A 26,213-nucleotide genomic window follows, 5' to 3' on the forward strand; every position below is an offset into this window, starting at 1 on the left:
CTTATTCTATTAATTATTCTATTAATTACTGTTTTATTTATGCTTGAGCCGTCATTAAACTGGCATGCTCATAATCGATTTATATGCTTCTACAAACTTATTTCTCACTTGCACTGTGGCTTCAAAAGCAACACTAGCCTTTTCTCTCGCTATAACAGTGTCAGAAAGTGTCACACTGGTGTCGCCCATCTCTAAACGAGTCGCAAGAGATGCTGAGTTTGATTGTAACTCACCTACCGTTCCGATAGCTTGAGATAATAAGGCACCGAAGTCACTACCAGCAACGCTATTAACTTGCTGAGTGATAGGAGAGCTGAAACCTGAATTCAGCCCAGAGGTTGGAATTTCACTGCTAAGAGACTGCATCTCTTGTAATAATGAATTGGCTCCAATTTGCATATGTTACTCCCTATCACCCTAATGTACTGGGTCAGTGTCGAATTGTTGACTTACTTAACTGATAGATAAGAACATGCAAGAATACTGCCAAGTTAAATAAAGAAGGGAGGAGGTAAGGATAGTTCCTAGGAGCTAGGAGCTAGGAACTCGAACCTCGAACCTCGGAACTTGAAACTCGGACCTCGGACCTCGAAACTCGAAACTTGAAATTCGAAACTTGAAACTTGAAACTCGAAACTTGAAACTCGAAACTTGAAACTTGAAACTTGAAACTCGAAACTTGAAACTTGAAACTTGAAACTTGAAACTCGAAACTTGAAACTCGAAACTTGAAACTCGAAACTCGAAACTCGAAACTCGAAACTCGAAACTTGAAACTCGAAACTCGAAACTTGAAACTCGGACCTCGGACCTCGGACCTCGAACCTCGGACCTCGAACCTCGATCCTAGGAACTCGATCCTAGGAACTCAAACCTCGAACCTCGAAACCTTATTTTAGGCTGGGATCTCTATCCCCATATCTCGCATTTTAGCCATTTTATATCTTAGCGTTCTTGCACTAATACCCAATTTTTCAGCGACCAATTTTCGACTCCCCTTACACATATTCAGGGTCTCTAAAATTATCACGTGCTCTTGGGCTTTTAACTCATCTCCTAAAGCATCTAACTCTGCTGGCTTAGCTTGATCACTCAATGGCTGAACCACAGGTTCTATGGTTAACTTAACGTCTTGACTATCGATGATAATGTCGTTCACACTGATATGCTCACCACTATTTAGGATTAGAGCACGTTGAATAACATTATCCAGTTCACGCACATTCCCTGGCCATCTGTGTGTTAATAGCCTACGACAAGCACTTTCATCGAGCACAGGACATGGTGCAAGGCCAGAATGCGCAGCGTGCTTAGCGATTAGGTGTCTCGCTAAAGGCAATATATCTGCAGGTCTTTGGTTTAAAGCAGGCCAAGTAAGAGGAAATACATTAATTCTATAAAACAAATCCTCACGAAATGTGCCGTCGGCTACAGTTGCTTTTAGATCTCGATTTGACGTTGCCAGTACGCGAATATCCAGTTTAATATTTTTACGACCGCCGAGACGTTCAACTTCTCGTTCTTGCAGTACTCTGAGCAATTTGGCTTGTAAACCTAAATCCATTTCTGAAATTTCATCTAAGAGTAAAGTGCCACCTTGAGCCTGCTCAAATTTTCCTGGACATGCTTGATATGCGCCGGTGAAAGCGCCTTTTTCGTAACCAAATAATGTTGCCTCGAGCATATTTTCTGGTATTGCTGCACAGTTTATCGCTATAAATGGCCCTTCATTTCTTGAACTATGTTGGTGAATAAACCGCGCCAACACCTCTTTACCTGAGCCGCTAGGACCTAAAATCATCACAGATGCATCGGAGCAAGCCACTTTCTCAGCTAAGGCGAGCAAAGCTAAGCTTTTTTCATCCGCTACAATAGGCTTATTATCTACATTCCTCGGTTTCAAATACCGCGAGACTTGATTGAGTAATACTTGTGGTGCGAAGGGCTTTGCCAAATAATCCACCGCCCCTAACTTAATAGCATTAACCGCATTATCTATGGTTGCATATGCAGTCATTAATAATATGGGGAGATTAGCTTGCTGCTGTTGAAGGTAATTGAGCAAGCCTATGCCCCCAATACCCTCCATCTGAATGTCACTAATGACTAAATCGAACGATTCATTCTTAAGCTTGAGAATGGCATCTTCAGCACAGCTGACATCGACACATTCATAATGTGCGAGCAGCAAGGTATCAAATAACGCCTCTCTGAGTGAATGGTCATCTTCTACTAGTAATATTTTACCTTCAGACATGATCGGCCCCCTTAACAACCTGTACTTCATCAGCAATGGCGTGATTAAAGCTATCGTTAATACCTTGATTTAGTTTTGGAAATATTAGAATAGCCTTACAGCCTTTATTTTTTTGACAGCGTAATTGCATTTTACCACCATGATTAGCGACAACAGACTGAACCACCGCCAGACCTAACCCGGTGCCTTGGCTTTTAGTGGTAAAAAAGGGCTCAAGCACCTTCTGCTGCATCTCACTGTCTAAGCCTTTGCCATTATCAGTGACTTCTATTTGAATTTGATTTTCTATGTCTGCCGTTCTTATTTCAACTAAAGTGGCACCGGCTTCAATACTATTTATAACTAAATTATTAATAGCAGAGCTGAGCGCAGTACTGTTTGCTAAAAATTCATTTACCGAAAGATCAACGAGTCGTAATTGACTTAGATGTTGTGCTGCAATTGGCTCACAATTAGCCATCACACTGTCGAGTATGTCGGCGGTAGAATGAGCCTCTCCTTGCTCCTGCCCTCGACCTTTGGCCATTAGCAACATATCATTGACTTGATGCTCTAATTCATTGAGTCGATCGACGAGTTTAGTCTGAAATCGACTACGGGATTGTTCAGAAATCTTAGGGCTGGCTAAATTAGAGGCATAAAGCAAGGCTGCAGTGAGTGGCGTCCTTACTTGATGGGCCAATGTGGCTACCATCTTTCCCAAAGCAGATAACCGCTGAAGGTGAGATAAATTTTTCTGCAGCAAACGTGTCTCAGTAAGATCTGTGAGTACAATGAGCTGACCTGGTTCTGGCGTTAAAGGCGTGATAGCCATTTTAACTCGTCGGCCATTTCTCAATGAAACTTCATGGCCGTCATCCTTTTGTGGCGAGAAAGCCCGATTGATTATTTGTAGCCATTTTAGCCCTTCCAGTGGCAAACCTAGCAGCTCAACAGCAACCGGATTAGCATCGGTAACCAGTCCGTCTCCATTGAGAATAATAATCCCTGACGGCATAGCCTGTAAAATGTGTTCCATGCGATTAGACATGTTGGCAGCGGGCGCTGCATCCAACCATTTAGGGGACAGTTTATTTAGGCTATCTAATTGTATTTGAGGACTTACGGACATATCTACTCCGTCAAAAAATTGCTGCTAACGGAGTAATTGCACGATTTGTGCCAAAAAACAAAGAAGGATCTCGGTGCAAGGATGTTTGCAGGCTAACTTGAGGAGAAATATGAATATTTTAAAGGAAGTTCTAGTTCCTAGGGACTAGTGCCTAGGAACTGTGTAGACTGAGTTAATCTTTACCCATGCCATATTTACGCATCTTCTCGACGAGAGTAGTACGCCTTATACCCAGCATTTCAGCGGCTCTCGCAACAACATTATCCTGCTGCTCTAAGGCCTGCCTGATCATATCAATTTCAAGTTCGGCTAAGAGATCCTTTAGGTTAACACCTTCTGGTGGAAGTTCGCTTGGGAAGCGCGTTTCCGGGATCTCGATAGACTCTTCGTCACTGAAAATTGATGCTAAGGCATCGCGCTCTAACTCTTCCTCGCTGATCTCAACGCAATACTCTGGTACATCGATATGGCGATACTTAACAGGAAGATCATTCACATCAACCAAGCCACCAGGATACAGAATAGTTAATCGCTCAACGAGGTTTGAAAGTTCTCTGACATTTCCAGACCAAATATGCTCTTTCAAAGACTCAATAGCACGTTGAGTGAATCTAACTTTACCTCGTCCTTCGTTGTAGACTCGGCTTACTAGTTCTTGTAAAAGCAAAGGAATATCATCTTTTCTTTCACATAGAGCTGGCATTTCGATAGGGAATACATTGAGACGATAATAAAGATCCTCTCTAAACTCACCCGTGGTGATCATGGTTTCTATGTCTCTGTGAGTCGCAGCCACCACACGAACATCGGCCGCTATAGACTTACTGCCTCCCACTCGCTCAAATACTCGCTCCTGCAGTACACGCAGTAACTTAACTTGCATTTGCAGCGGCATGTCGCCGATTTCATCTAAGAAAAGCGTTCCCTTTTCAGCCAGTTCGAAGCGACCTTTTCGAGCGCTAATAGCCCCTGTAAATGAGCCTTTCTCGTGACCAAACAGTTCACTTTCCAATAACTCAGCCGGAATCGCGCCACAGTTGACAGGTATAAAGGGTCCATCACGTCGTTCAGAAATATAATGAATATTACGAGCAACAACCTCTTTGCCCGTACCTGACTGACCCAGCACAATCACAGTAGCGTCAGAACCAGCGACTTGGCTAATCAAATGACGAACCTGAGCGATCCCTTCACTGCGCCCAACCATGCTACGAAACAATTTTGTTTGGTTAACACTTGTTGGTACATCAGGACGTTTAGCTTGCCCAAACACCTGACAAAAATGCAGTAACTCTGTCAGCTGAGGGTAATTAAGGGGTTCTTCAATGCAACCAAGGATATTTGAGGCGCTGCCGCCTTCAAGCTCTCCTAACAACAAAATAGGCTGCCAAGGAAGTTTCCTAGCTAAGGATTGAAATAACTCTTTTGACTGCGAGTCAGCAGTGATAACCAAGGCTCTAAATCGTGTGTTTTGGAGTCGAAGTTCAAGTTTATCGATTGCGACTAACTCAACTTGCTCACCTAAAAACTCAAATACACATGATAAGCGATTAATTCGCTCAGACTGGTTACCGACAAGTAGAATTCGTTGATCTGTTTGCATCATTCAAAAAGCCGTAAAGCGCTCGTTATTATTCGCATTAATTATTAGTGTTTGTTGCTTAAAATCAATGTAGTGTTTCCATTACAAATTTGAACAAAATCACTACCATGAGGAATAGTGTATTATCAGCAAGCTATTAGCAAGTCTCTGATGCCTTTTATGCTTAACTAGATTGATATTCTTTAAACTTATTTGATTTTAGCTGAAAAACTCGACGAAACCATAACAAATTGTCAAATAATTGACTCTAGCCATTTATTTGGGGCCGTGGCCCCTAAATCAATACTAACGCCCTTAAGCAATAAAAACTAAACAGCTTCGGTGTGCGATACTGTATGATGGTCTTCTTCAGGGATCGCATCCCAGCCCTCCTTAATTATTTTAAGGATATCACTGACATCATCTAGCGCTTGGATATCGTTATTGATATTTGCTTCGGATATACGTCGGAGCATAAAGTCATACAAGTTTGAGAGATTACCAGCAATCTCCCCCCCAGCATCCATATTAAGACTACTGTTTAAGCCAGTAATCAAGCCAATAGCCTTACCGATAAAAATACCTTTATTTCCTATGTCGCCATTTTCTATGGCATAGCGGCTTTGAGCTATTCGCTGTAGCGCTCCTTCGAACATCATCTGAATAACCCTATGAGGCGAAGCAACAGATATTTCGTTCTCTAAAGAAACTTTTCGATATGATTGCAGTGACTTTCTCATAAATACCTACCTATTAGCATCAATTGCTTTATAAACATTGAGCTGTCTTTTACTTTTACTGCCTAGATGCAATAAAGCTTTTCGATGTTCAAGAATCTTTTTAGCTTTAACTTCAAAGTCAAGCGTATAAACTAGCTGAATCTCAAGTTCTGCTCTATCACGTTCACTAGAAATAGCTAAAAAGCTATCGAGTAAAGATTGACGCTCCCCAATAAGCTCATGCAAACTTGATACCAACTTATCAGACCCTTCCTCTTCTGCAGGCTGTTCATCCAACTTTTTTAAAGTTAACTCAATTTGATTGTTTACATCTTCCAAGGTTGGCATTAATAAAACTCCGGTGGATTACTGCTTAACTACACCAGGCAGCGAATTAAGCCTATCTGACAAGCCCGAACTCTGCTGGTTTAACTGAGCTACAATAAGATCCATCGCATTGAATTGTTTAAGTAACCTTGCCTGCAGAGCTTCCATCTTTATGGTAAAAGCCGCTCTTTGATCATCTAATCGAGACTTATCTTTGGTATACGCATTATTGCGGTTATCAATGACTCCACCAGACTTCACGTAGCCATCGACGAGTGAATCTAACCTATTGGCAACACCAGTATCTGTGGTCGCAAAAAGTCCCTCTAAGCTTGACATATCCTCTGCAATAATTTGATCTAGCTTTGTATCATCAATTGATAGCTTTCCATATCTGTCAGTTTCAATGCCAATATCATAAAGAGCAATCGTTTCACTTCCTACTGTGACACGCTCACTGATCATATTTCGCAATTGAGATTCCAGAGACCGGATAACTGAATCACCTTGTAAAGCAGCCGCCTCATCTTTATCTACATCATAAGAAGAAAGACCATCTATAGCACTGATTAAACTGTTATAGGCGTCAACAAAGCCTTTGACATTTTCTTTTACTGTTTCTGTGTCTAACTCTATTTTAAACACTGTAGTTTCAGCTAAATCGGCATCTGTTAGATTAAGTGTGACACCAGTAATTGCTGTAGTAACGTTATTACTTTGGGAAGTGACTTTCTGGCCATCAATGTGAACAATTGAGTTTTGAGCGGTTTGAAGTTCAGTGGTGTTTCCTGCGCCAAACATATCGTCTAATCCAGTCCCAACAGTGTCATTTGCCACGATGGCGATTTGATTATCAGTTCCTTCATTATCTGAACTTAATACCAAACGGCTTCCTGCATCGCTTGTCACAATCGTTGCCGTCACACCGACGTTATCATTAGCTTCATTAATGCTATTAGCGATAGTTTGCAATGAATCAGTAGCCCCTACTGTTATTGAAAAACTATCACCGTTTACCGTTAAATCTAAACTCCCCTCTCCCACAGCCAGTGCTGGGTCACCAACATTTATCCCACCAAGTTTATGTGCAGCAGCTAACTGCTCGACCTGGATATTATAACTACCTGTTTGAGCAAATTTATCTGCCTCTGCAGTTAAAAATGTACTCTCACCTGTAGAAACTTTACGTTGGTTTAATTCAGTTCCGCTCTTAATTTTCTCAAGTGCATCTTGAAATGTTGCAAGTTCACTTTTTAGACTACCAAAAGCCGATACCTTTGCATCTATGCTCTTTTCTGTTTTATTAAAAATAGCCTCTTTAGGCACTTTTTCCGCATCAACTAAAACGCTTACGATATTACTAATATCTAGGCCTGAGCCGATACCTGTAGCTGTTAATGCCATAAGAACCTCTAACTATTCAACTTAAAACAAAAAATCAGGCTTCAGTTTTCATCAAAAGCCCTGCCACTTCGGACAATTTTTGAGCCAGTTCCAGTGCTTCTTCATTTGGAATCTGCCTAATAATATCACCTGAATCAATATCTAAAACACTGACAACTGATTGACCAGAGCTTTCATCAATTCTAAAAGCTAACCCTTTTTTCATTACTGACATCATATCAGATAAATCAATAGCTAACTTCTCTAGTTCTTCTGGGCTTTGCGCCTCAGGTTCAGCAGTTGACGACTTTACATCTTCCACCGCTTGAATGATTGATCGCCGATCAAGTTCAGCTTCTGAAGAAGCACGACTCTCGCCCAGCTGAGCTGTATCTATATTAATTTTAGCAGGTACCCCATTCGGTGAGCCTGTGACATTGATATCCATTGTCATACATCTCCTCTATATAAAACTAGCTTCTATATCTCGATATTATACCGAAATAGATTATTACCTATTTACAGTCAACAAAGGGAGACTCGTCTCCGAACCTCCCTTTCATCTCTCAATACTTACTATATTATCCCTATAGAAGTGAGAGTGCTACCTGAGGAAGTTGATTTGCCTGAGCTAACATTGCCGAGCCGGTCTGTTGTAGTACTTGGTTTTTAGTCATGGTTGATGTCTCTTTTGCAAAATCGACATCAACAATACGACTCTTAGCATCCGCAACGTTAGCCTGTGTGTTAGCGCTGTTACTGACGTTATGAGACAGACGGTTTTGGATTGCACCTAGCTTTGCTCTTTGAGTGTCAATAGACTTAATTGCCGCATCAATTGTACCAACTGCAGATGATGCAAGCGTATCAGTTGAGACAATTAAAGCATTAACACCTAAGTCAGTAGCATCAGTTCCAGAGATAGAGATTGAAATATTCTCTCCACCTTGGTGACCAACCTGAAAGTTTTTAGCAAGGAAAGTACTCGTTAATAATTTAGTATCACCAAATGCTGTAGTATCAGATATTGCCGTGATCTCAAGTGCTAGTTGATCAATCTCTGATTGCAGTGCTGCTCTATCACTTGTTGAGTTTGCACCGTTAACAGCCTGTACAGATAAATCACGCATCCGCTGTAACATATTGGTTTGTTCTTGCATTGCACCTTCAGCAATTTGTGCAACTGAAATCGCATCATTGGCATTTCTCATGCCGACATCTAAACCTCGGATCTGACTGTTCAAGCGATTAGAGATCGCAAGTCCTGCTGCATCATCTTTTGCACTATTAATACGCAGACCACTCGATAAACGCTCCATCGACGTAGCTAAAGCATTACCTGACTGATTCAGGTTTTTCTGTGCTTTCATCGAAGTAACATTGGTGTTTACTGTAATAGCCATAACAATTATCCTCTTAAACATTTAGCGGCTAATAATTAGAAATCTTTAATTAAATTTGTATTATTTTCGAACAAATTAATTTAATTCCAATTTAGCCATGAAATTTTACAATAATGACAATGCAACCTGAGGTAACTGGTTTGCTTGTGCTAACATCGCAGAACCTGTTTGTTGTAAAACTTGGTTCTTAGTCATAGTCGACGTTTCTTTAGCAAAATCGACATCTACAATTCGACTCTTAGCATCGGCGACATTGGCTTGAGTATTAGCACTGTTACTTATGTTGTGCGATAACCTATTTTGTGCCGCACCAAGCGATGAACGTTGTGTATCAATGGTGCCAATAGCGGTATCAATTGCTGCAGTAGCTGCAGACCCAACAACTAGACCACTCACCAGAAGAGTGGCGGCATCGGTATCGGTAACACTAATAGAGATGTTTTCGCCGCCCTGGTGCCCTACCTGGAAGCTTTTTGCAGTGAAAGTACCATCTAATAACTTGGTATCACCAAAAGCTGTGGTATCTGCAATTGCTGTGATCTCTGTTGATAGTTGATCATACTCAGCTTGAAGTGCTGCTATATCGCTTGTCGAGTTAGCACCGTTAACTGCTTGCACAGACAAATCACGCATCCGCTGCAGCATGTTGGTTTGCTCTTGCATCGCACCTTCAGCAATCTGAGCTACGGATATAGCATCATTGGCATTTCTCATACCAACATCAAGCCCTCTTACCTGGCTATTAAGTCGGTTCGAAATAGCCAGTCCAGCAGCATCATCTTTTGCACTGTTAATACGAAGACCACTTGATAAACGCTCCATCGATGTTGCTAATGCATTACCTGAGCTATTTAAATTTTTCTGCGCCTTCATTGAAGTCACATTGGTATTTACTGTAATCGCCATAATTTTTTTCCTTTCAATGCCAGTCCAATGCCCATAGCAATTCAGGCTTTGATACATTTCTCATATATATGTAACGGCTTGGTTGCGGATAACTTTAGTAAAATGTTTGCATTAACAAAATAAAAACAACACGCCACAGCTTAAGCCTACAGATCAGCCGCTTATAGGCCCTTAGTTGCAAGGAAACCCTCACAAGCCAGTTAGTTCAATGTAAAATAATGATTTTAAGAATCCGAATGAATAAAAAACAAGCCAGCACATAAATAATTGCACTGGCTTAGGTTTTTACAGAAGTGATAGAGCGACTTGAGGAAGCTGGTTGGCTTGAGCCAACATCGCAGAACCCGTCTGCTGTAGTACCTGATTTTTGGTCATAGTAGATGTCTCTTTAGCAAAATCCACATCTACAATTCGACTTTTTGCATCTGCAACATTCGCCTGAGTATTTGCGCTGTTACTAATGTTGTGAGCAAGGCGATTTTGAACAGCACCTAAGGTCGAACGCTGACTATCAATCGTTGAAATAGCCGCATCAATAGCAATAATACCACTAGATGCTGTACCATCTGTTGACAGCGCTATGGCGTTAACCACTAAGGTAGCTGCATCAGTTGCTAAAATCGAAATAGCGATATTCTCGCCACCTTGATGACCTACCTGAAAGTTCTTTGCGGTAAAACCACCGCTAAGCAGCTTCGTATCACCAAATGCTGTTGAGTTTGCAATAGCTGTTATCTCTAGCACAAGTTGATCGACTTCTGACTGTAACGCTGTACGGTCACTGGTAGAGTTTGCACCGTTCACAGCTTGCACAGCTAAGTCACGCATACGTTGCAACATATTAGTCTGCTCTTGCATCGCACCTTCGGCAACTTGTGCGACTGATATCGCATCATTGCCGTTACGCATACCGACATCGAGGCCACGAACCTGACTATTTAAACGATTTGATATTGCCAGACCTGCAGCATCATCCTTTGCACTGTTGATTCTAAGGCCACTCGATAATCGCTCCATGGAAGTTGCTAAAGCATTACCAGAACTATTTAAGTTTTTTTGGGCCTTCATCGAAGTGACATTTGTATTAACTGTAATTGCCATTATCGTTTCCTCTTTATCCTGCCAGTGCCAAAATCGCTAGGCAATGTCTATATCCTCTAGAGTATCTAACGGCATCAGATGATATAGCTTTAGCATTTTCTGATCATTTATTAGCCTTTATTGTTAACGCCATGTAAATTCAGTGAGTTGCGCCAGTTTAATTGAGTAAGTGAGCATTCAGCGGAAATTAGAAATTCTATAGGCAGGGCTATATTTATTCCTGCAATATAGCCATTCGCCACATCCGTGTAGCTATAAGGGCACTGAACTAATCGTTATTCTCGGCACAAGCTCCTGCGTTGATCTACCTCCTGAATCCATTCAGAGTAATTTTGGACTTTTTTATGAAATCAAGATGAATGATTGAGGGGAGGACGTATTTAACAAAAAAAAGGCACTGAAAACTCAGTGCCTTTTTCATCATAAACTCAAATTATAAAAGCGATAATGCCACTTGAGGTAACTGATTAGCTTGTGCCAACATAGCTGAACCGGTCTGTTGTAACACTTGATTTTTAGTCATAGTTGAAGTTTCTTTAGCAAAATCGACATCGACAATTCGACTCTTCGCATCTGCAACGTTTGCTTGTGTATTTGCACTGTTACTGATGTTATGCGACAAACGGTTTTGAATTGCACCTAATGTCGATCTTTGAGAGTCAATGAGACCAATTGCCGTATCAATCAGTGCCGTAGTTGCAGCGCTAACAGCTAGACCAGCAACACCTAATGCAGTGGCATCAGTATCAGTTACACTTACCGCAATATTTTCACCACCTTGATGACCCACTTGGAAGTTCTTAGCCGTAAAAGAACCATCCAGTAAATTAGTGTCACCAAATGCAGTGGTATCTGCAATTGCTGTGATCTCTGTCGCTAACTGATCGTACTCAGCCTGTAGGGCAGCTATATCACTAGCTGAGTTTGCTCCGTTGACTGACTGAACAGATAAATCACGCATACGCTGCAACATGTTAGTTTGCTCTTGCATTGCACCTTCTGCTATTTGAGCAACAGAAATTGCATCGTTAGCATTTCTCATGCCAACATCAAGCCCCCTCACTTGGCTATTAAGTCGATTGGAGATAGCGAGACCTGCGGCATCATCTTTTGCACTATTGATGCGCAAACCACTCGATAAGCGCTCCATTGAGGTCGCGAGCGCATTCCCAGAGCTATTTAAGTTCTTTTGCGCCTTCATTGATGTCACGTTTGTATTTACCGTAATTGCCATTGCATATTCCTCGCTAACTAAAAGCTTAAGCACACTGCATACTTTCTCTATGGCTATATAACGGCCAAGATTAGAATTGCTTTAGCATTTTATTGATCTTTATTTTACATGGTTAACATGCTGGTCGCAGGTGTGACCTGCCCAATGTAAAATATTCAGTTGCTGTTGATACAATTAGGAGTCTTTCGATAGGTGTCTCTATGCGACTGATAACGAGGGTTTAAGCGAGTGCTTAGTTAACACATATGCACAGAGGGGGGCAGGCTTATTGAGTAATCTATAATAAAAAACCAGTTAAGCAAGTTAACTGGTTTATAGCATTTATTTTTAATTGAATCTTAAATCTTGGGTCTATAATAGCGATAACGCAACTTGAGGAAGTTGGTTAGCTTGTGCCAACATCGCTGAACCCGTCTGTTGCAGCACTTGGTTTTTAGTCATTTCAGAGGTTTCTTTGGCAAAATCCACATCAACAATACGGCTCTTGGCATCGGCCACGTTGGCTTGTGTATTTGCGCTGTTGCTGATGTTATGTGATAAACGGTTCTGAGTTGCACCCAGTGTTGATCTTTGATCATCAATAGTACTTATGGCGGTATCGATTAATGCGGTTGTCGCCGCACCAACAGCTAAACCACCGACACCTAATGCTGTAGCATCGGTATCAGTCACACTAATAGAGATGTTTTCACCACCTTGGTGACCGACCTGGAAATTTTTAGCGGTAAATGATCCATCCAATAACTTGGTATCACCAAATGCTGTGGTATCCGCAATTGCGGTAATTTCGGTAGCCAGCTCATCATATTCAGCTTGAAGTGCTGCGACATCACTCGAAGAGTTTGCACCGTTAACAGATTGAACAGAGAGATCACGCATACGCTGGAGCATGTTTGTCTGCTCTTGCATCGCGCCTTCGGAAATTTGTGCTACAGAGATAGCATCATTTGCGTTTCTCATACCGACTTCCAAGCCTCTGACCTGACTGTTTAGTCTGTTTGAAATAGCAAGACCTGCCGCATCATCTTTTGCACTGTTAATACGCAAACCACTAGACAGACGTTCCATGGAAGTTGCCAAAGCATTTCCTGAACTATTAAGGTTCTTCTGCGCTTTCATCGATGTAACGTTTGTATTTACCGTAATCGCCATGTTTAATTCCTCGTTTCCAGGCTCTACAACTTACCTGACTATTTTCAGGTAGGACTGGTTTATTCAAAGTTATTAACGGCAAGGAAGGAATTTACTTTAGGACAAAAACAAAAATACTTTAAAAAATTATTATTTTAAATTCAATCGGTTAAAAAGGGTTACAAGTGTAAATAGAAGGTTGTAAAACTTAACAATATAGCCCCATAGTAGCAGAGGCTACTATGGGCTGAGGAACTTGCTAATAACTTCTTAACCTAGTAAAGATAAAGCAACTTGAGGTAATTGGTTTGCCTGGGCAAGCATAGAGCTACCTGTCTGTTGAAGAACCTGATTCTTGGTCATTGTCGCTGTTTCTTTAGCAAAATCCACATCAACAATACGACTCTTTGCATCTGCAACGTTTGCTTGAGTATTTGCACTGTTACTGATGTTATGTGATAAACGGTTCTGCACCGCACCAAGCGTAGATCGCTGAGCATCAATGGTTGTAATTGCCGCATCGATGGCAAGAATGGCTGATGAAGCAGTTGTATCAGAAGATAAAATTAATGCATTCACACCCAATGTTGTTTCGTCTGTAGCTGTGATCGTGATAGAAATATTCTCACCACCTTGATGACCAACTTGGAAATTTTTAGCTGAAAATCCGCCACTTAAAAGTTTAGTATCACCAAATGCAGTTGAATTCGCAATTGCACCTAGCTCTAAAACTAATTGATCCACTTCGGCCTGAAGCGCAGCTTTATCACTAGTTGAGTTTGCACCGTTTACCGCTTGAATTGATAAATCTCGCATACGTTGCAGCATGTTGGTCTGCTCTTGCATCGCTCCTTCAGCAACTTGAGCAACCGAGATGCCATCATTTGCGTTTCGCATACCCACTTCCAAGCCTCGAACTTGTGAATTCAAACGGTTAGATATCGCAAGTCCAGCAGCATCATCCTTAGCACTGTTAATGCGAAGTCCACTCGATAATCGCTCCATAGATGTAGCAAGCGCATTGCCTGAAGTGTTCAGATTTTTCTGAGCCTTCATAGAAGTAACGTTTGTATTAACGGTAATAGCCATCTTGATTTCCTCTTTCCAGTTGTACCGCCAAGGCATCAAGCCTGGCTATAATTAGTTAACTAAAGTTGTTATATATAGAGTTACTACCTTATATATAATCAAATAGTGACGTGCTGCCGACCTTGCTAAATACACTCGATACCGCATTTAAAGCCAACTGCTGTTTCTCAAATTCAGTAATTGCAGAGGCATAATCCAGATCTTCTAACATGGACAATGCTGAGCTGTTGATCAGCTTTTCATCATCATGAGTCGAACTATAACTCTCTACACTTTTTAAATTGTTACCCGCCATTCCTCTGGCGCTACTAATCTGTTTTATACCACTATCAACATTATTCAATATCTGTGCCAACTGAGCCATACCCTCTGGAGTATTCGTTCTATTTGGGTCCTCAATTAAACTGATAGCACTGCTAATAGTGTCAAAAATACTGACTGTGGGTTGCTCTGTAATACTGAAGGAGTCACCTGCTACAGGAAGCCCATCTAGCTTGACTTCAATCCCATTGAAACTCACTGGATTTACAGGGTCGAAGCCCACTTCAGTTGTAACAAGAACATTACTAGAATCCCTGACTTCAAGATCAGCTCCTACCATAGTAAAACTATATGTATCAGGTATATGGAGAGCAGGGTTTACAATTTTTGCACTATCAACTTTAAAGCCACCGACCTGAGATGGCAGATAATTGACACTATAATCTCCCATCCCATTAGCGGCATTCATAAATGCCGTATCACCTGGAACATTGGTGGCTAGGGTGACACCAGAAGCTACAACCGTCTCTCGACTTCCATTGTCTCCGCCATACACAATCTGCCCAGCAGCATCAAAAGCAAACGGCATGGTATCCGTACTAAATCCTGAGAACAGATAATTACCTGACTCATCTTTAGTGTTAGCTATTGCCAGCAACTCTTCTAAGCTAGCCTTCATCTCATCGGCAACCATTTGCCGGTCATTGTCAGTCAAGCTACCATTTACTGCACGCATGACTTGCTCTCTTACTGAGCCCACCAAAGTTTCAGCATTACCTAAATGGCTTTCAGAATTGGCTAATCTTCCTGTCGCATAATCTATATTCTTTAAAAATTGATTAACTAAGGCATTTTTTTGATTTAGGTTATCTATACCAAGAGCTGCAACAGGATCATCACCTGCTGTATTAACCTTCTTACCACTGGATAGCTGATCGAGTATTTTGCTCGTTGAAGATTGTTTATCCAGAACACTTGTGATGCTTTGATTGAACATTTGAGCAGTTGAAATTCTCATATCAACCTCCTTTATCTAACCGCGTTAAATAACGTGTCGAAGATTTCATTAGCTGTGGTCATTATCCGCGCCGACGCTTGATAGGCTTGCTGAAAACGTATTAAATTTGCCGCTTCTTCATCGAGGTTAACCCCTGACTCGCTCTGCACTCGGCTATAGGCTTGTGAATAAACAGCATCTGCAGAGCCTACGGCTATTGCAGCTGCTTTTGCCTTACCACCGATTGATAGTTTTGTACCTTCATAGACGTCCGTTAAGGTTGAACCACCACTGTTCATCAGCTTGGACTCATTGAGCTGTGCCATGGCGACTGCATTTGTGTTGTCTCCTGGCGCAAATGAGAGATCAAAAGTGAATCTGTCGGTTGCACCTGCTGTACTAGTAACATCGAAGGTAAAACCATGTGCGCTGATTGAAGGCGGGACGTATGCTGCTGGAGCACCGAGCGATGCACCATTAACATCAAACACTTCAAACATGCTTGTGGTGGTATTGATCTCAAACGTGAGTTCTGAGCCTGTAAGTGGGAAATTTGCATCTGTGCGGTCATCGATACTCACCATCTCAATACTGGTGTTGCCTGAATTAGCGGCATCGGCTGTGATCTTCGGCGCCGCAGCTGCAATACCTTTTGCATCCGTCATTGCGACTGCGATACTTGCCGCGGCACCTGAAGAGGGTCTTATTTCAAACTTATCTCCATCGGCTAACAGACCCGAATCGATATGTATAGAGAAACCATTAGCCCCATCAAGCTGGGTGCCATTTAAGGTTAACGGGGTGACAGCGCCTGTGACTCCGTCTGTTAACTCATAAGTAGCCGGCGCCGTATATTTCAGCTCAAAACTATTGCCCGACAAAAGGCCGACATCATCAATGTTGACCCTTAAATTTGCTGTGCCTGTGTTAGCACTATCAGCACCTACACGACCAACAGACATGGTCGGATCGTTGATATCTTTGAAGATGTTTTGTCCCATCTCACCATTCAGATCGAAACCTTCCGAGTTCGCCTGATTAAATGCATCTGCCACACCTAAGGCTAGTTGACTGACTTCAAGCTCTGCCGGCACTAAAGTATCTGCTCTAAATTCAAATAGAGCACCTATCTGTCCGCCTAATTTAGTGGCATCAATGGTCTGGCTTTGATTACCGACCATAGCAATGAGCTGAATCTCTTCAGGATAAGGATCACCAGCCATTGTCCCCACTGACATAGATATCTCGCCAGAGACAAGCATCACAGAGCCCCCGAGCATGATGCTCTTAGCCCCCGTATCTAAAGGGATCACATTAACTTGGGCATATTGACTCAGCTCTTGGATCAACGCATCTTGCTGATCGAGTAGTTGGGCATCTTGCCCTTGAGACTTCATCAGTTCTTGGTTGATATGGCCAAGTTCTTTGCTTATCTCATTAATTCTGTCGGTGATCCCGCCTATCTGGTCATTAGTTTGTTGCATCTGTCCATCAAGATGAGACTGCATCTGATTTAAACTCTTAGCGAGCTGATCTGCTGTCCCTAAGAGTGAACCGCGGATCCCCATATCATCAGGCAGATCGGCTAAGTTATTTAATCCTGCAAAAAAGTCGTTAAGTCCCTGTGGGATAGACTTACCAATTTGTGAAAATAGCTGATCCATTTCATTCATTTTGGTTTGGGTAGTTTGTGCTTCGCTAACAGCAGTTTGTCCAATTCTCAGCTCACGAGCGGCGTAATCGTTATAGATCCGCTTAACATCTGATATATAGGTACCAGCGCCATAGAACTCACTCCCTATACGCTGTGACTCTACACTGGACTGCTCGGCAACTTGCCTGTGATACCCTTGGGTATTGGCATTAGCGATATTGTTACTGGTAACGGCTAACTGCGATTGCGAGGCTAACACGCCAGTTCGTGCAATATTGAGAAGATCCATAGACATTACAAATACCCTCTATCTACTTCAGTTGCACCGATGAGCACAGCTGATAACGTTACTTTTGCATCGATAAAAATCATTGTGTGGACCCCATAGAAGGCACACTTATCACCGGACTTATCGATTTCATCACCTTGATCACTTTATCGGCATAATTAGGATCAGTTGCATAGCCAGCATCCTGTAGCGCTTGGATAAACTCATTAGGGTTCGCCGCTTTCTTCATCGCCTCTTGATACCTTGGCCCGTCGGAGATAAAACTGACAAAATCATCAAAGCTCTGTTTGATATCCTCATAAACACGGAAATCTGCTTTTTGCTGCACGGCCACACCTTGCTCAAACTCGAGTGAGCTAACCAGCGCCTTGTCTCCCTGCCAACGTTGATCGGCCTTAATATTAAAAAGATTATTGCTAGATTGACCACCAGCAGCTTTAATCATTTTTTGTCCCCAGCCTGTTTCAAGGGCTGATTGTGCTATCAAGACTTCAGGCTGTGTGCCTAAAGCATGAGCTGCCTTTTCTGCGTGGGGATAGAGCTTGTTGATAAAGTCATCTTTATCGGTGAACGTCACTTCCGATTGCCTCACTTCAGACGGCAAACTCTTGCCAGTCAAAATATTGTCAATCTTAGAAGCGATGTGAGTGTCTTGGCTGCCAGTAATTGACTCTTCCTTTACTGGCTGGATAGCACTTTGCATTACTCGGTCTTTGGCAAAAGAGTGAGATGATTGCATGTTCCCACGCAGCACTGATGCGGGTGTCACATCACTCGTGCCTGGAGAAAGTTGTTGAACCATCAAGTCGGCGAGACCTAGCATGCCCTTATCTGATAAGTTGACTGACATCTGCTGGTCATGCATCTGTTCATAAAACTTAGTGTATTCACTGTTCATCGGGCTATCTGATTCAAAGACGGCATTGGCATCACGCATACTTTTCATCAACATTTGCACAAAAATGCCTTCAAACTGCTGGGCAACTTCTCTTAAAGCCCCCTTGTCATCTTTTTGGGCCTTAGCCCTCAATGAATCGAGACCTCCGATATCCAAAAAGTGAGATGAGTTTGATAGCTTTTCCATAAATGTTTCCAGAAATTCCGACAATATTCAGACGATGTTATTTATTAATGCAAACTGCGCACCAAGTTTAAAAAAAAATAGAAGTTGTTAAAAGCTTGAAGTAATACCAACCGGTATAAATGGTATGAAATTTCAGCTAACACCAAATAAAAAGGGAGCATTAGTAAAATACTAAGCTCCCTTTAAGCGTTAAACTATATGTGTTAAATAATGATCAATTCACCATGAAGTGCACCAGCCACTTTCAATGCTTCTAATATGGCAAGTACATCCGACGGTGCGGCCCCCACTAGGTTTACCGCTCGAACCAGCTCATCTAGCGTCGTTCCAGGGTTAAACATAAACATGCGGCTATCTTCCTCTAACACATCGATAGTGCTGTCAGTCGTCACCACAGTTTCACCACCGGTTAATGGGTTAGGCTGAGAAACTTGTGTAGCTTCAGCAATAGTCACTGTTAGTCCACCATGTGTTACTGCCGCAGGCAGTAAACGCACATCTTTGCCGACAACTATGGTGCCAGTGCGTGAGTTGACAATGACTTTGGCAGAACCTGATGCTGGCTCTACTTGAATATTCTCTAAAGTTGCCAAAAATGACACTCGCTGTGACACATCCCTTGGTGCACTGACCTGAACAGAAGCGGCATCTAAGGGTCTCGCCATCCCAGGACCCAGCAACTCATTAATCGCATCGGCTAAACGTTTAGCCGTTGAAAAGTCAGCGCGACGTAAGTTGAATGTCAAATAATCCCCCGTTGAAAATGGGGTGGCCACAGTGCGTTCAACAATAGCGCCATTTGGAATTCGACCTACAGTAGGCGTATTTTGAATGACTTTTGAACCGTCTAAACCCTCGGCGCTAAAACCACTGACCACCATGTTGCCCTGTGCAATTGCATAAACATTACCATCGACTCCCTTTAAAAAGGTCTGTAGTAACGTTCCGCCACGTAGGCTTTTAGCTTCACCTAGGCTTGAAACAGTAATATCGAGTGTTTGACCTGGCTTGATAAAAGGAGGCATATTGGCATTAACTGCAACCACTGCGATATTTTTAACCTTAGGTCTGACGTTATCAGGTAGGTTAATACCAAAATTCTTCAACATGGTTTTAAAGGTCTGCTCCGTGTAGCGGGTTTTCTCCCCGGTTCCAGGTAAACCAACCACTAAACCATAGCCAATAAGTTGATTCGAGCGCACACCTTGAACATTTGCTATATCTTTTATCCTTTGTGCCTGGCTTGGACCGGTGACAAAAAACAGTAGTAAAAGATAGATAAATTTATATTTCATAGTGTTAATTCCTTAATCACGACGAGGTTCCATGGCTGCCTTAGAAAGGCCACCAACTCCCCATAAAGAATGAACTGAGCCATCCAACCTTCTGTACATCAGCAAACGTGCCTGTGCCGCTGTATTGAATACGTGCATTAGCGACTCTTGGCGAGTCGATCGTGTTGTCTGGACGTATATCTTGTGAACGTACAACCCCAGTGATTCGAACAAACTCATCACCATTGTTGATACTTATCCATTTCTCTCCGCGAATGACTAAGTTGCCATTATTGAGAACCTGCATCACATTGGCCGAAATACTGCCGCTCAAGCTATTACTCTGATCCGCATCAGATTCCCGCTTGGTATTCATACTATCTTTATATTTTAAGTCGATAGGTTGTCCACCTATGGTGATATTGCCACCACCGGCATAAATGGGGTCGAGTGATAAATCAGTCCCTTTCTTGATCTCATTGCTGGCACTTTTTGTCGCTTGAGTCTGTTCCATCAAGATAACTGTGATGATGTCGCCAACTTTAAGCGCCTTAATATCGGAATAAAGGCTAGATGCTTGGCTGTCTTGATACATAGATCCTGTAGCGGCAATCTTAGTTGGCGGCGCTTCTGGATATACAGGCGCGTAATAGGGGTCGTCAGGAATGGGCTTTTGGTTACTCGCCGAGCTACATCCCGTTAAGGCAAATGCAGCAATCAAAGACAATAGGATTAAGTTGTTACGCATGATCATCCCTCTACAGATTTTGATTCACGTAAGAAAGCATCTGATCAACTGCTGAAATCACCTTAGAGTTCATCTCATAGATCCGCTGACTCTCGATCAAGTTCACCAGCTCTTCAGTCACATTAACATTGGAAGTCTCCAATGCACCTTGACGAATTGCCCCCATACCATCGAGAGAGGCTGTACCTTGGATCGGTGTACCACTGGCACCCGTCTCTAAGTACATGTTTTGCCCCATAGGATCTAACCCGCTCGGATTGATAAAATCTGACATGGTTAACTGACCAACAATGGTGTTTTCTGCGGTTCCAGGGGTCTTCACTGAGACCTCACCTTCAGCCGAAACAGTAATACTGCTCGCATTGTCAGGAATGGTGATCGATGGCTGCACAACATAACCCGAACCTGGAGTCACTATTTGTCCTGTATCGTCCAAGGTAAACTGACCATTTCGTGTATAAGCAGCTGTACCATCAGGTAATTGAATTTCAAAAAAACCAGGGCCCTCTACCATCAGATCCAAGGAGTTATCCGTGGTTAACATATTACCTTGGGTAAATACTTTTTGTGTCGCAACGACCTTAGTACCTGCCCCAATATTGAGACCATTAGGCAACTTAGTATTTGACGCACTGATCCCACCAGCCTGATTAACGGTTTGATAGAGCAGATCTTCAAAAACCGCTCTACTCTTCTTGTATCCAACCGTACTAGCGTTTGCGACATTGTTAGAGATCACAGCGATATCTGTCTGCTGGGCATCGAGGCCAGTCTTACTAATCCATAAAGCGGGATGCATAATATAACTCCTAGCTAACGCGCATTAATGAAGATGAGGCTTTATCCATATCTTCTGCTGTTTTCATCATTTTGACTTGCATCTCAAACTGACGTTGAATATCAATTAAGTTCACCATCTCATCGACAGCATTGACGTTACTTCCCTCAACGGCGCCACTTTCTACGCCTACCGAGGGATCTGCGGCAGCATTTTCACCAGACATCAACCTAAATAGGCCATCTGAGCCACGCATTAAATTCTGATTTCCTGGGTTGACGAGTTTAATTCGGCCGACCTCTTCTATTACCTCAGCCGTTGAACCTAACGGCCTGACTGAAATAATTCCATCTTGCGCAATTTCGATTTTCTCTATCGGTAGCGGCAACACAATCGGGCCAGCATCACCCATAATGGGGTTACCACGGTCATTACGTAGCACACCTGTGGTATCAAAGCTTAAACTGCCAGAGCGGGTATAGGCTTCACCACCATCGGCTGCTTGAACGGCAATCCATCCATCGCCTTTAACGGCAATATCAAGGTCTCTTCCCGTCGTTTTTATCGGACCAGAGGTAAAATCAGCTGAAGGATTTTCTGTCATAGCAAACACCCGAGTAGGTAATCCTTCTCCAAAGGCTTGCATAGAGCGCGCTTGCTCAATATCGGCTTTAAAGCCATCTGTGCTGGCATTGGCTAAATTATTTGCACGAACAGCCAGCGAATTCATACTCTGCTTAGCACCACTCATTGCAACATAGAGAAGTTTATCCACTGATTCCTCCGTCAATCTTTTGCTTAAAACGTCTGATAAGATAAACAAAGCAAAGATTGTGCCAGAAATAAAGTGGTTTCTTGACGGTCTGTCAGTGACTCTGCACGGTAGGAGTTTTTAAAGCGGAAAAGCATTGCCGGGCGGCAATGCTTTTAATCAGTCTATCGACAAAATTAACGTATCTGCAGTATGGTTTGCTGCAAGGTGTTATTCACCTCAAGTGTCCTTGAGTTTGCTTGGAAGTTACGCTGAGCAGAGATAAGGTCCACCAGCTCAGTGGTCAAATCTACGTTCGACTGCTCCAGCGCCGATGAGCGAATACTACCAAAGGTGCCACTGTTAGCTTCGCCTGCAAGTGGAGTCCCTGAATCTAAACTCGCCTTCCAGGACGTATTACCCACTTGAGTCAACCCTTGCTCATTTGGGAAGCGGGCTAAAGCCACTCGCGCTAAAGCGACAGTTGAACCATTGCTGTAACTGGCGTTGACTAAACCATCAGCGCCAACTTCCACATTGGTCAAACGCCCCACTGTTGTGCCATCTTGACTCAATTCTGTGACTTCAAATGAGGAGGCATATTGCGTGGGATTATTAAACCCTACGGTCAAAGTCTGGGTACCATCGGTACCAGGACCCAACACGTTTGCTCCAGCAACACCTAATGACTCGGTTTTTATCACTGCAGGATCACTTCCTATATAGGAGCCGGTATCATTAAACTTAACAACAGACCCCTTCCAACCACCTGCAGTTACCGCATTGGCTGGTGTATCCGGTGTGCCATCGGCATTGGTATCTGTTTGATAAACTCCTGCAGGCCCATCTAAATCAACCTGCTTACCGTCTACAGCATAAAACGCCACCCAGTTACTCTCACCAGTGTAAGCAGCATTGGGGGGGCGTACAAAATAGGTGGTCATAATATGTGGCTCACCAAGCGAGTCATACATGGTGACTGCGGTCGAGTTATTGTATGTAGAGCGATCGGCTGGATCAAATAAAGCCGGATCTAAAGGCGAGTCTCCTGCATTAAGGTTCATCTGAAGATCGATATTTCCGGTCATCTGAGGGCTACCAGCAGTATCTGGGATCGCCACAGGTTTAGTCGTCGTTAAACTGACCGAGGTCGAGTTGCCATCTTTATCAACCGGAAATGTCTGCAGGAAATTACCTTGAGAATCCACAAGGTAATTACTCGAGTCAACTTTAAATGCCCCGGCTCTGGTAAAGGACTGATCCTTTCCACTGAGGTCTGAGGAGGTCACAAAGAAGCCGCCGCCATTAATCGCCATATCAAGCGCATTATTCGTAAACTGTAAACTGCCTTGATGAAATTGCTGGGCAACCTGACTTGTTGTTGCGCCGCCACCGACAGCGGTTTTACTGTTAGAAAAAATAGAGTTGGCATACACATCGGCAAACTCGGCACGTGACTCTTTAAAGCCGATGCTATTTACGTTAGCGATATTGTTTGCAGTGGTATTGAGATCTTTCTGAGCAGAAGAAATTCCACTCAACGCAATGTTAAAGGACATGGTTTACCTATATTCAATCGATTACGACAGGCAGAAATTTCTACCAAATTCAATTCATAACAGCAGGCAATGGAGAATCTCCATCGACATGTAAGTTTTAAGTTTTAAGTTTTAAGTTTTAAGTTTTAAGTTTTAAGTTTTAAGTTTTAAGTTTTAAGTTTTAAGTTTTAAGTTTTAAGTTTTAAGTTTTAAGTTTTAAGTTTTAAGTTTTAAGTTTTAAGCAGGTATTGCCACGCGGCAACACCTGCTTAAATAAGCATCACTATCTGATCTGCAGTATGGTCTGCTGCAAGGTGTTATTCACCTCAAGTGTCCTTGAGTTTGCTTGGAAATTACGCTGAGCAGAGATAAGGTCCACCAGCTCAGTCGTCAAATCTACGTTCGACTGCTCCAGCGCCGATGAGCGGATACTGCCGAAGGTGCCGCTGTTGGCTTCACCCGCAAGCGCAGGACCTGAATCTAAACTGGCCTTCCAAGAAGTGTTCCCCACTTGAGTTAAGCCCTGTTCATTGGCAAAACGTGCCAATGCGACTCGCGCAAGCGCAACGGTGGAGCCGTTACTGTAGCTGGCATTGACGAGGCCATCGGCACCCACTTCTACATTGGTCAAACGACCAACCGTAGTACCATCTTGACTCAGCTCAGTCACTTCAAAAGTGGATGCGTATTGTGTTGGGTTATTAAAATCAATCGTTAAGGTCTGGGTCCCATCTGTACCTGGGCCAAGAACTCCCGCACCAGCGACGCCGAGCTGTACTGTCGTGATGGTTGCTGGATCTGTTGTGGTATGAGCGCCAGTATCATTAAACTTAATCACCGCGCCTTCCCAACCACCGGCGGTTACAGCAGAAGTACCGATAACATCAGCCACACCATCACCTGTGGTATCTTGATCGTAAACACCCGCAGCGCCAGCTAAATCTACTTGTTTTCCATCGACTGCATAAAACGCGACCCAGTTACTCTCACCGGTATAGGCTGCATCCGGCGGGCGTACAAAGTAAGTAGTCATAATATGTGGTTCACCTAAAGAGTCATACATGGTGACTGCTGTAGAGTTGTTATAGGTATCACGATCGGCTGGATCAAACAGCGCAGGATCTAAGGTGGAATCCCCCGCATTGAGATTCATCTGAATACTGATATTTTCAGTTTTTTGCGGACTACCAGCGGTATCAGGGATCCTAACGGGTTTAGTCGTCGTCAAACTCACGGATGTAGAGTTACCATCTTTATCCACTGGAAACGTTTGTAGATAGTTCCCCTGTGAATCGACAAGGTAATTTCCTGAATCGACTTTAAACGCACCCGCTCGAGTAAAAGAGTGGTCTTTGGCCTCTAGATCAGAGGAGGTCACGAAGAAGCCGCCACCGTTAATCGCCATATCTAATGCGTTATTGGTAAACTGTAAGCTACCTTGATGGAATTGCTGAGCAACCTGGCTCGTTGTAGCACCACCACCAACTGCAGTTTTGCTGTTAGCAAAGATAGAGTTAGCATACACATCGGCAAATTCGGCACGAGATTCCTTAAAGCCGATGCTATTCACGTTAGCAATATTGTTTGCTGTTGTATTTAGGTCTTTCTGCGCTGCAGAAATACCACTCAATGCAATATTAAACGACATAATTCACCTCGATATCAATTCATGTTAAAGGTCAATATCCTATTAACCCCTCTAGCTATCCTTACATCACCTTGTCTCTATTTTCAGAACAAGGTGTATTTATCTTTCCATAACACCTGAATTTTGTTTACGTTTCCGATACAGCTAATACATCACCAATCTTAATACCGCCAACGCCCCTCAAATTGAGAATCGCACCAGTGCTTGCAGTACCTAAAGAAACACTCGTAACATGTGCATAGGTCGACACAGGCAACTCTTCACTCGTACCATCGACTCGCCCGGTGGCTTTTATGGAGTAGTTGCCACTGGCAACAGGTTCACCATTCTTATCTAAACCATCCCAGGAAACATCGATATTGCCACCCGCGCTGCCATCAATGGTGAAGGTCTTCACTAACTGGCCTTTCTCATCTTCAATTCGAACTGCAATACTTTCTATGGTTTCAGGCGTACTGATAATCCCTTTTAAAGAAGGATCTTCTGCCGATATATGACCGGTATCCGATGGGATTAATACTTTCTGCCCTACTAAGCCTGAAGCCTGTAGAGCCTGACTCGACGTCATCACTGAATTCAAGGTTTTGATCTCATCATTGAGATTATTGATGCCATCTACGGTTGAAAATGAAGCCATCTGTGCGATCATCTGATCGTTATCGACAGGTTTAAATGGGTCTTGCATTGATAACTGCTGACTCAATAGCGAAAAGAAATCCTCTTGAGTCAGTTCTTGATTATTTGCCTCAGGTATTGATGACTCATCAGGCAAGCGGATCCCATCAATAAATGGGTTCCCCGTTGTCGAGGTTTCCTCAGCAGACTGAGTCGTTGCCGCCTGTATTGCAGCAGATGTTGCCTGCTGGGATGGACCTGTGTTCTGCGAAGATACAGAGGTTTGTCCTGCAAGGGCTTGAGTATTATTAAGTGGGTTAATGAGGCTCACTT

At 42.9% G+C, this 26,213-nt stretch carries 24 protein-coding genes; all 24 read right to left on the reverse strand.

Annotation, left to right across the window (positions count from 1 at the left end):
• Positions 1-54: 54 nt before the first annotated feature.
• Entirely contained in the window at positions 55-399 is a 345-nt protein-coding gene (gene fliE, locus FM038_RS15980) for a flagellar hook-basal body complex protein FliE (RefSeq protein ID WP_142874337.1), read from the reverse strand.
• A 496-nt stretch (positions 400-895) separates the two neighbouring features.
• Complete coding sequence (locus tag FM038_RS15985) at positions 896-2,257, reverse strand: sigma-54-dependent transcriptional regulator (RefSeq protein WP_142874338.1); 1,362 nt, start codon at positions 2,255-2,257, stop codon at positions 896-898.
• Positions 2,250-3,368: a sensor histidine kinase gene (locus FM038_RS15990; protein WP_142874339.1), complete on the reverse strand. Its 1,119-nt coding sequence runs from the start codon at positions 3,366-3,368 to the stop codon at positions 2,250-2,252. Before FM038_RS15990 ends, FM038_RS15985 begins: the two co-directional genes overlap by 8 nt.
• 172 nt (positions 3,369-3,540) lie before the next feature.
• Positions 3,541-4,974, reverse strand: coding sequence for a sigma-54 dependent transcriptional regulator (locus tag FM038_RS15995; protein WP_142874340.1), 1,434 nt, complete (start codon positions 4,972-4,974; stop codon positions 3,541-3,543).
• Between the two features lie 305 nt (positions 4,975-5,279).
• A complete protein-coding gene (gene fliS, locus FM038_RS16000) occupies positions 5,280-5,690 on the reverse strand; it encodes a flagellar export chaperone FliS (RefSeq protein WP_142874341.1) in 411 nt (136 codons plus the stop codon).
• Between the two features lie 6 nt (positions 5,691-5,696).
• Complete coding sequence (locus FM038_RS16005; RefSeq protein ID WP_142874342.1) at positions 5,697-6,017, reverse strand: hypothetical protein; 321 nt, start codon at positions 6,015-6,017, stop codon at positions 5,697-5,699.
• 18 nt (positions 6,018-6,035) lie between these two features.
• The gene (gene fliD, locus FM038_RS16010) at positions 6,036-7,400 is read right to left on the reverse strand and encodes a flagellar filament capping protein FliD (RefSeq protein ID WP_142874343.1); all 1,365 of its coding nucleotides are present in this window, start codon (positions 7,398-7,400) and stop codon (positions 6,036-6,038) included.
• A 34-nt stretch (positions 7,401-7,434) separates the two neighbouring features.
• The gene (locus tag FM038_RS16015) at positions 7,435-7,827 is read right to left on the reverse strand and encodes a flagellar protein FlaG (protein ID WP_142874801.1); all 393 of its coding nucleotides are present in this window, start codon (positions 7,825-7,827) and stop codon (positions 7,435-7,437) included.
• 139 nt (positions 7,828-7,966) lie between these two features.
• On the reverse strand, positions 7,967-8,782 hold the full coding sequence (locus tag FM038_RS16020) for a flagellin N-terminal helical domain-containing protein (protein WP_142874344.1): 816 nt from the start codon (positions 8,780-8,782) through the stop codon (positions 7,967-7,969).
• Between the two features lie 105 nt (positions 8,783-8,887).
• Positions 8,888-9,688: a flagellin N-terminal helical domain-containing protein gene (locus FM038_RS16025; protein ID WP_142874345.1), complete on the reverse strand. Its 801-nt coding sequence runs from the start codon at positions 9,686-9,688 to the stop codon at positions 8,888-8,890.
• Positions 9,689-9,973: 285 nt separating this feature from the next.
• Complete coding sequence (locus FM038_RS16030; RefSeq protein ID WP_142874346.1) at positions 9,974-10,789, reverse strand: flagellin N-terminal helical domain-containing protein; 816 nt, start codon at positions 10,787-10,789, stop codon at positions 9,974-9,976.
• A 433-nt stretch (positions 10,790-11,222) separates the two neighbouring features.
• Positions 11,223-12,023, reverse strand: coding sequence for a flagellin N-terminal helical domain-containing protein (locus FM038_RS16035; RefSeq protein WP_142874347.1), 801 nt, complete (start codon positions 12,021-12,023; stop codon positions 11,223-11,225).
• A gap of 351 nt (positions 12,024-12,374) precedes the next feature.
• Positions 12,375-13,175, reverse strand: a complete 801-nt coding sequence (locus FM038_RS16040) for a flagellin N-terminal helical domain-containing protein (protein WP_142874348.1) — start codon at positions 13,173-13,175, stop codon at positions 12,375-12,377.
• Positions 13,176-13,424: 249 nt separating this feature from the next.
• Complete coding sequence (locus tag FM038_RS16045; RefSeq protein WP_142874349.1) at positions 13,425-14,243, reverse strand: flagellin N-terminal helical domain-containing protein; 819 nt, start codon at positions 14,241-14,243, stop codon at positions 13,425-13,427.
• 88 nt (positions 14,244-14,331) lie between these two features.
• A complete protein-coding gene (gene flgL / locus FM038_RS16050; protein WP_142874350.1) occupies positions 14,332-15,522 on the reverse strand; it encodes a flagellar hook-associated protein FlgL in 1,191 nt (396 codons plus the stop codon).
• 11 nt (positions 15,523-15,533) lie between these two features.
• On the reverse strand, positions 15,534-17,450 hold the full coding sequence (gene flgK, locus FM038_RS16055; protein ID WP_142874351.1) for a flagellar hook-associated protein FlgK: 1,917 nt from the start codon (positions 17,448-17,450) through the stop codon (positions 15,534-15,536).
• A gap of 73 nt (positions 17,451-17,523) precedes the next feature.
• Positions 17,524-18,528, reverse strand: coding sequence for a flagellar assembly peptidoglycan hydrolase FlgJ (gene flgJ, locus FM038_RS16060; protein ID WP_142874352.1), 1,005 nt, complete (start codon positions 18,526-18,528; stop codon positions 17,524-17,526).
• Positions 18,529-18,731: 203 nt separating this feature from the next.
• Positions 18,732-19,823: a flagellar basal body P-ring protein FlgI gene (locus FM038_RS16065; protein WP_142874353.1), complete on the reverse strand. Its 1,092-nt coding sequence runs from the start codon at positions 19,821-19,823 to the stop codon at positions 18,732-18,734.
• Positions 19,824-19,863: 40 nt separating this feature from the next.
• Positions 19,864-20,550: a flagellar basal body L-ring protein FlgH gene (flgH, locus tag FM038_RS16070; RefSeq protein WP_142874354.1), complete on the reverse strand. Its 687-nt coding sequence runs from the start codon at positions 20,548-20,550 to the stop codon at positions 19,864-19,866.
• A 10-nt stretch (positions 20,551-20,560) separates the two neighbouring features.
• Positions 20,561-21,349, reverse strand: a complete 789-nt coding sequence (gene flgG / locus FM038_RS16075) for a flagellar basal-body rod protein FlgG (RefSeq protein WP_142874355.1) — start codon at positions 21,347-21,349, stop codon at positions 20,561-20,563.
• Positions 21,350-21,359: 10 nt separating this feature from the next.
• Positions 21,360-22,103 (reverse strand): flagellar basal-body rod protein FlgF, encoded by a 744-nt coding sequence (gene flgF / locus FM038_RS16080; RefSeq protein ID WP_142874356.1) that lies wholly within the window; start codon positions 22,101-22,103, stop codon positions 21,360-21,362.
• 173 nt (positions 22,104-22,276) lie between these two features.
• Entirely contained in the window at positions 22,277-23,638 is a 1,362-nt protein-coding gene (gene flgE / locus FM038_RS16085) for a flagellar hook protein FlgE (RefSeq protein WP_142874357.1), read from the reverse strand.
• Between the two features lie 262 nt (positions 23,639-23,900).
• Positions 23,901-25,265 carry a flagellar hook protein FlgE gene (flgE, locus tag FM038_RS16090; protein WP_142874358.1) on the reverse strand — a complete coding sequence of 455 codons (1,365 nt, stop codon included), beginning with the start codon at positions 25,263-25,265 and terminating at the stop codon, positions 23,901-23,903.
• 127 nt (positions 25,266-25,392) lie between these two features.
• Positions 25,393-26,211: a flagellar hook assembly protein FlgD gene (gene flgD, locus FM038_RS16095; RefSeq protein ID WP_142874359.1), complete on the reverse strand. Its 819-nt coding sequence runs from the start codon at positions 26,209-26,211 to the stop codon at positions 25,393-25,395.
• Positions 26,212-26,213 lie beyond the last annotated feature (2 nt).

Origin of the sequence: Shewanella eurypsychrophilus (assembly GCF_007004545.3) — a bacterium.
Taxonomy (GTDB): Bacteria; Pseudomonadota; Gammaproteobacteria; order Enterobacterales; family Shewanellaceae; genus Shewanella; species Shewanella eurypsychrophilus.

Coding starts and splice junctions, on each gene's coding strand:
- fliE (WP_142874337.1), bottom strand. CDS start 399: ATGCAAATTGGAGCCAATTCATTATTACAAGAGATGCAGTCTCTTAGC.
- FM038_RS15985 (WP_142874338.1), bottom strand. CDS start 2,257: ATGTCTGAAGGTAAAATATTACTAGTAGAAGATGACCATTCACTCAGA.
- FM038_RS15990 (WP_142874339.1), bottom strand. CDS start 3,368: ATGTCCGTAAGTCCTCAAATACAATTAGATAGCCTAAATAAACTGTCC.
- FM038_RS15995 (WP_142874340.1), bottom strand. CDS start 4,974: ATGATGCAAACAGATCAACGAATTCTACTTGTCGGTAACCAGTCTGAG.
- fliS (WP_142874341.1), bottom strand. CDS start 5,690: ATGAGAAAGTCACTGCAATCATATCGAAAAGTTTCTTTAGAGAACGAA.
- FM038_RS16005 (WP_142874342.1), bottom strand. CDS start 6,017: ATGCCAACCTTGGAAGATGTAAACAATCAAATTGAGTTAACTTTAAAA.
- fliD (WP_142874343.1), bottom strand. CDS start 7,400: ATGGCATTAACAGCTACAGGTATCGGCTCAGGCCTAGATATTAGTAAT.
- FM038_RS16015 (WP_142874801.1), bottom strand. CDS start 7,827: ATGGATATCAATGTCACAGGCTCACCGAATGGGGTACCTGCTAAAATT.
- FM038_RS16020 (WP_142874344.1), bottom strand. CDS start 8,782: ATGGCTATTACAGTAAACACCAATGTTACTTCGATGAAAGCACAGAAA.
- FM038_RS16025 (WP_142874345.1), bottom strand. CDS start 9,688: ATGGCGATTACAGTAAATACCAATGTGACTTCAATGAAGGCGCAGAAA.
- FM038_RS16030 (WP_142874346.1), bottom strand. CDS start 10,789: ATGGCAATTACAGTTAATACAAATGTCACTTCGATGAAGGCCCAAAAA.
- FM038_RS16035 (WP_142874347.1), bottom strand. CDS start 12,023: ATGGCAATTACGGTAAATACAAACGTGACATCAATGAAGGCGCAAAAG.
- FM038_RS16040 (WP_142874348.1), bottom strand. CDS start 13,175: ATGGCGATTACGGTAAATACAAACGTTACATCGATGAAAGCGCAGAAG.
- FM038_RS16045 (WP_142874349.1), bottom strand. CDS start 14,243: ATGGCTATTACCGTTAATACAAACGTTACTTCTATGAAGGCTCAGAAA.
- flgL (WP_142874350.1), bottom strand. CDS start 15,522: ATGAGAATTTCAACTGCTCAAATGTTCAATCAAAGCATCACAAGTGTT.
- flgK (WP_142874351.1), bottom strand. CDS start 17,450: ATGTCTATGGATCTTCTCAATATTGCACGAACTGGCGTGTTAGCCTCG.
- flgJ (WP_142874352.1), bottom strand. CDS start 18,528: ATGGAAAAGCTATCAAACTCATCTCACTTTTTGGATATCGGAGGTCTC.
- FM038_RS16065 (WP_142874353.1), bottom strand. CDS start 19,823: ATGAAATATAAATTTATCTATCTTTTACTACTGTTTTTTGTCACCGGT.
- flgH (WP_142874354.1), bottom strand. CDS start 20,550: ATGCGTAACAACTTAATCCTATTGTCTTTGATTGCTGCATTTGCCTTA.
- flgG (WP_142874355.1), bottom strand. CDS start 21,349: ATGCATCCCGCTTTATGGATTAGTAAGACTGGCCTCGATGCCCAGCAG.
- flgE (WP_142874357.1), bottom strand. CDS start 23,638: ATGTCCTTTAACATTGCGTTGAGTGGAATTTCTTCTGCTCAGAAAGAT.
- flgE (WP_142874358.1), bottom strand. CDS start 25,265: ATGTCGTTTAATATTGCATTGAGTGGTATTTCTGCAGCGCAGAAAGAC.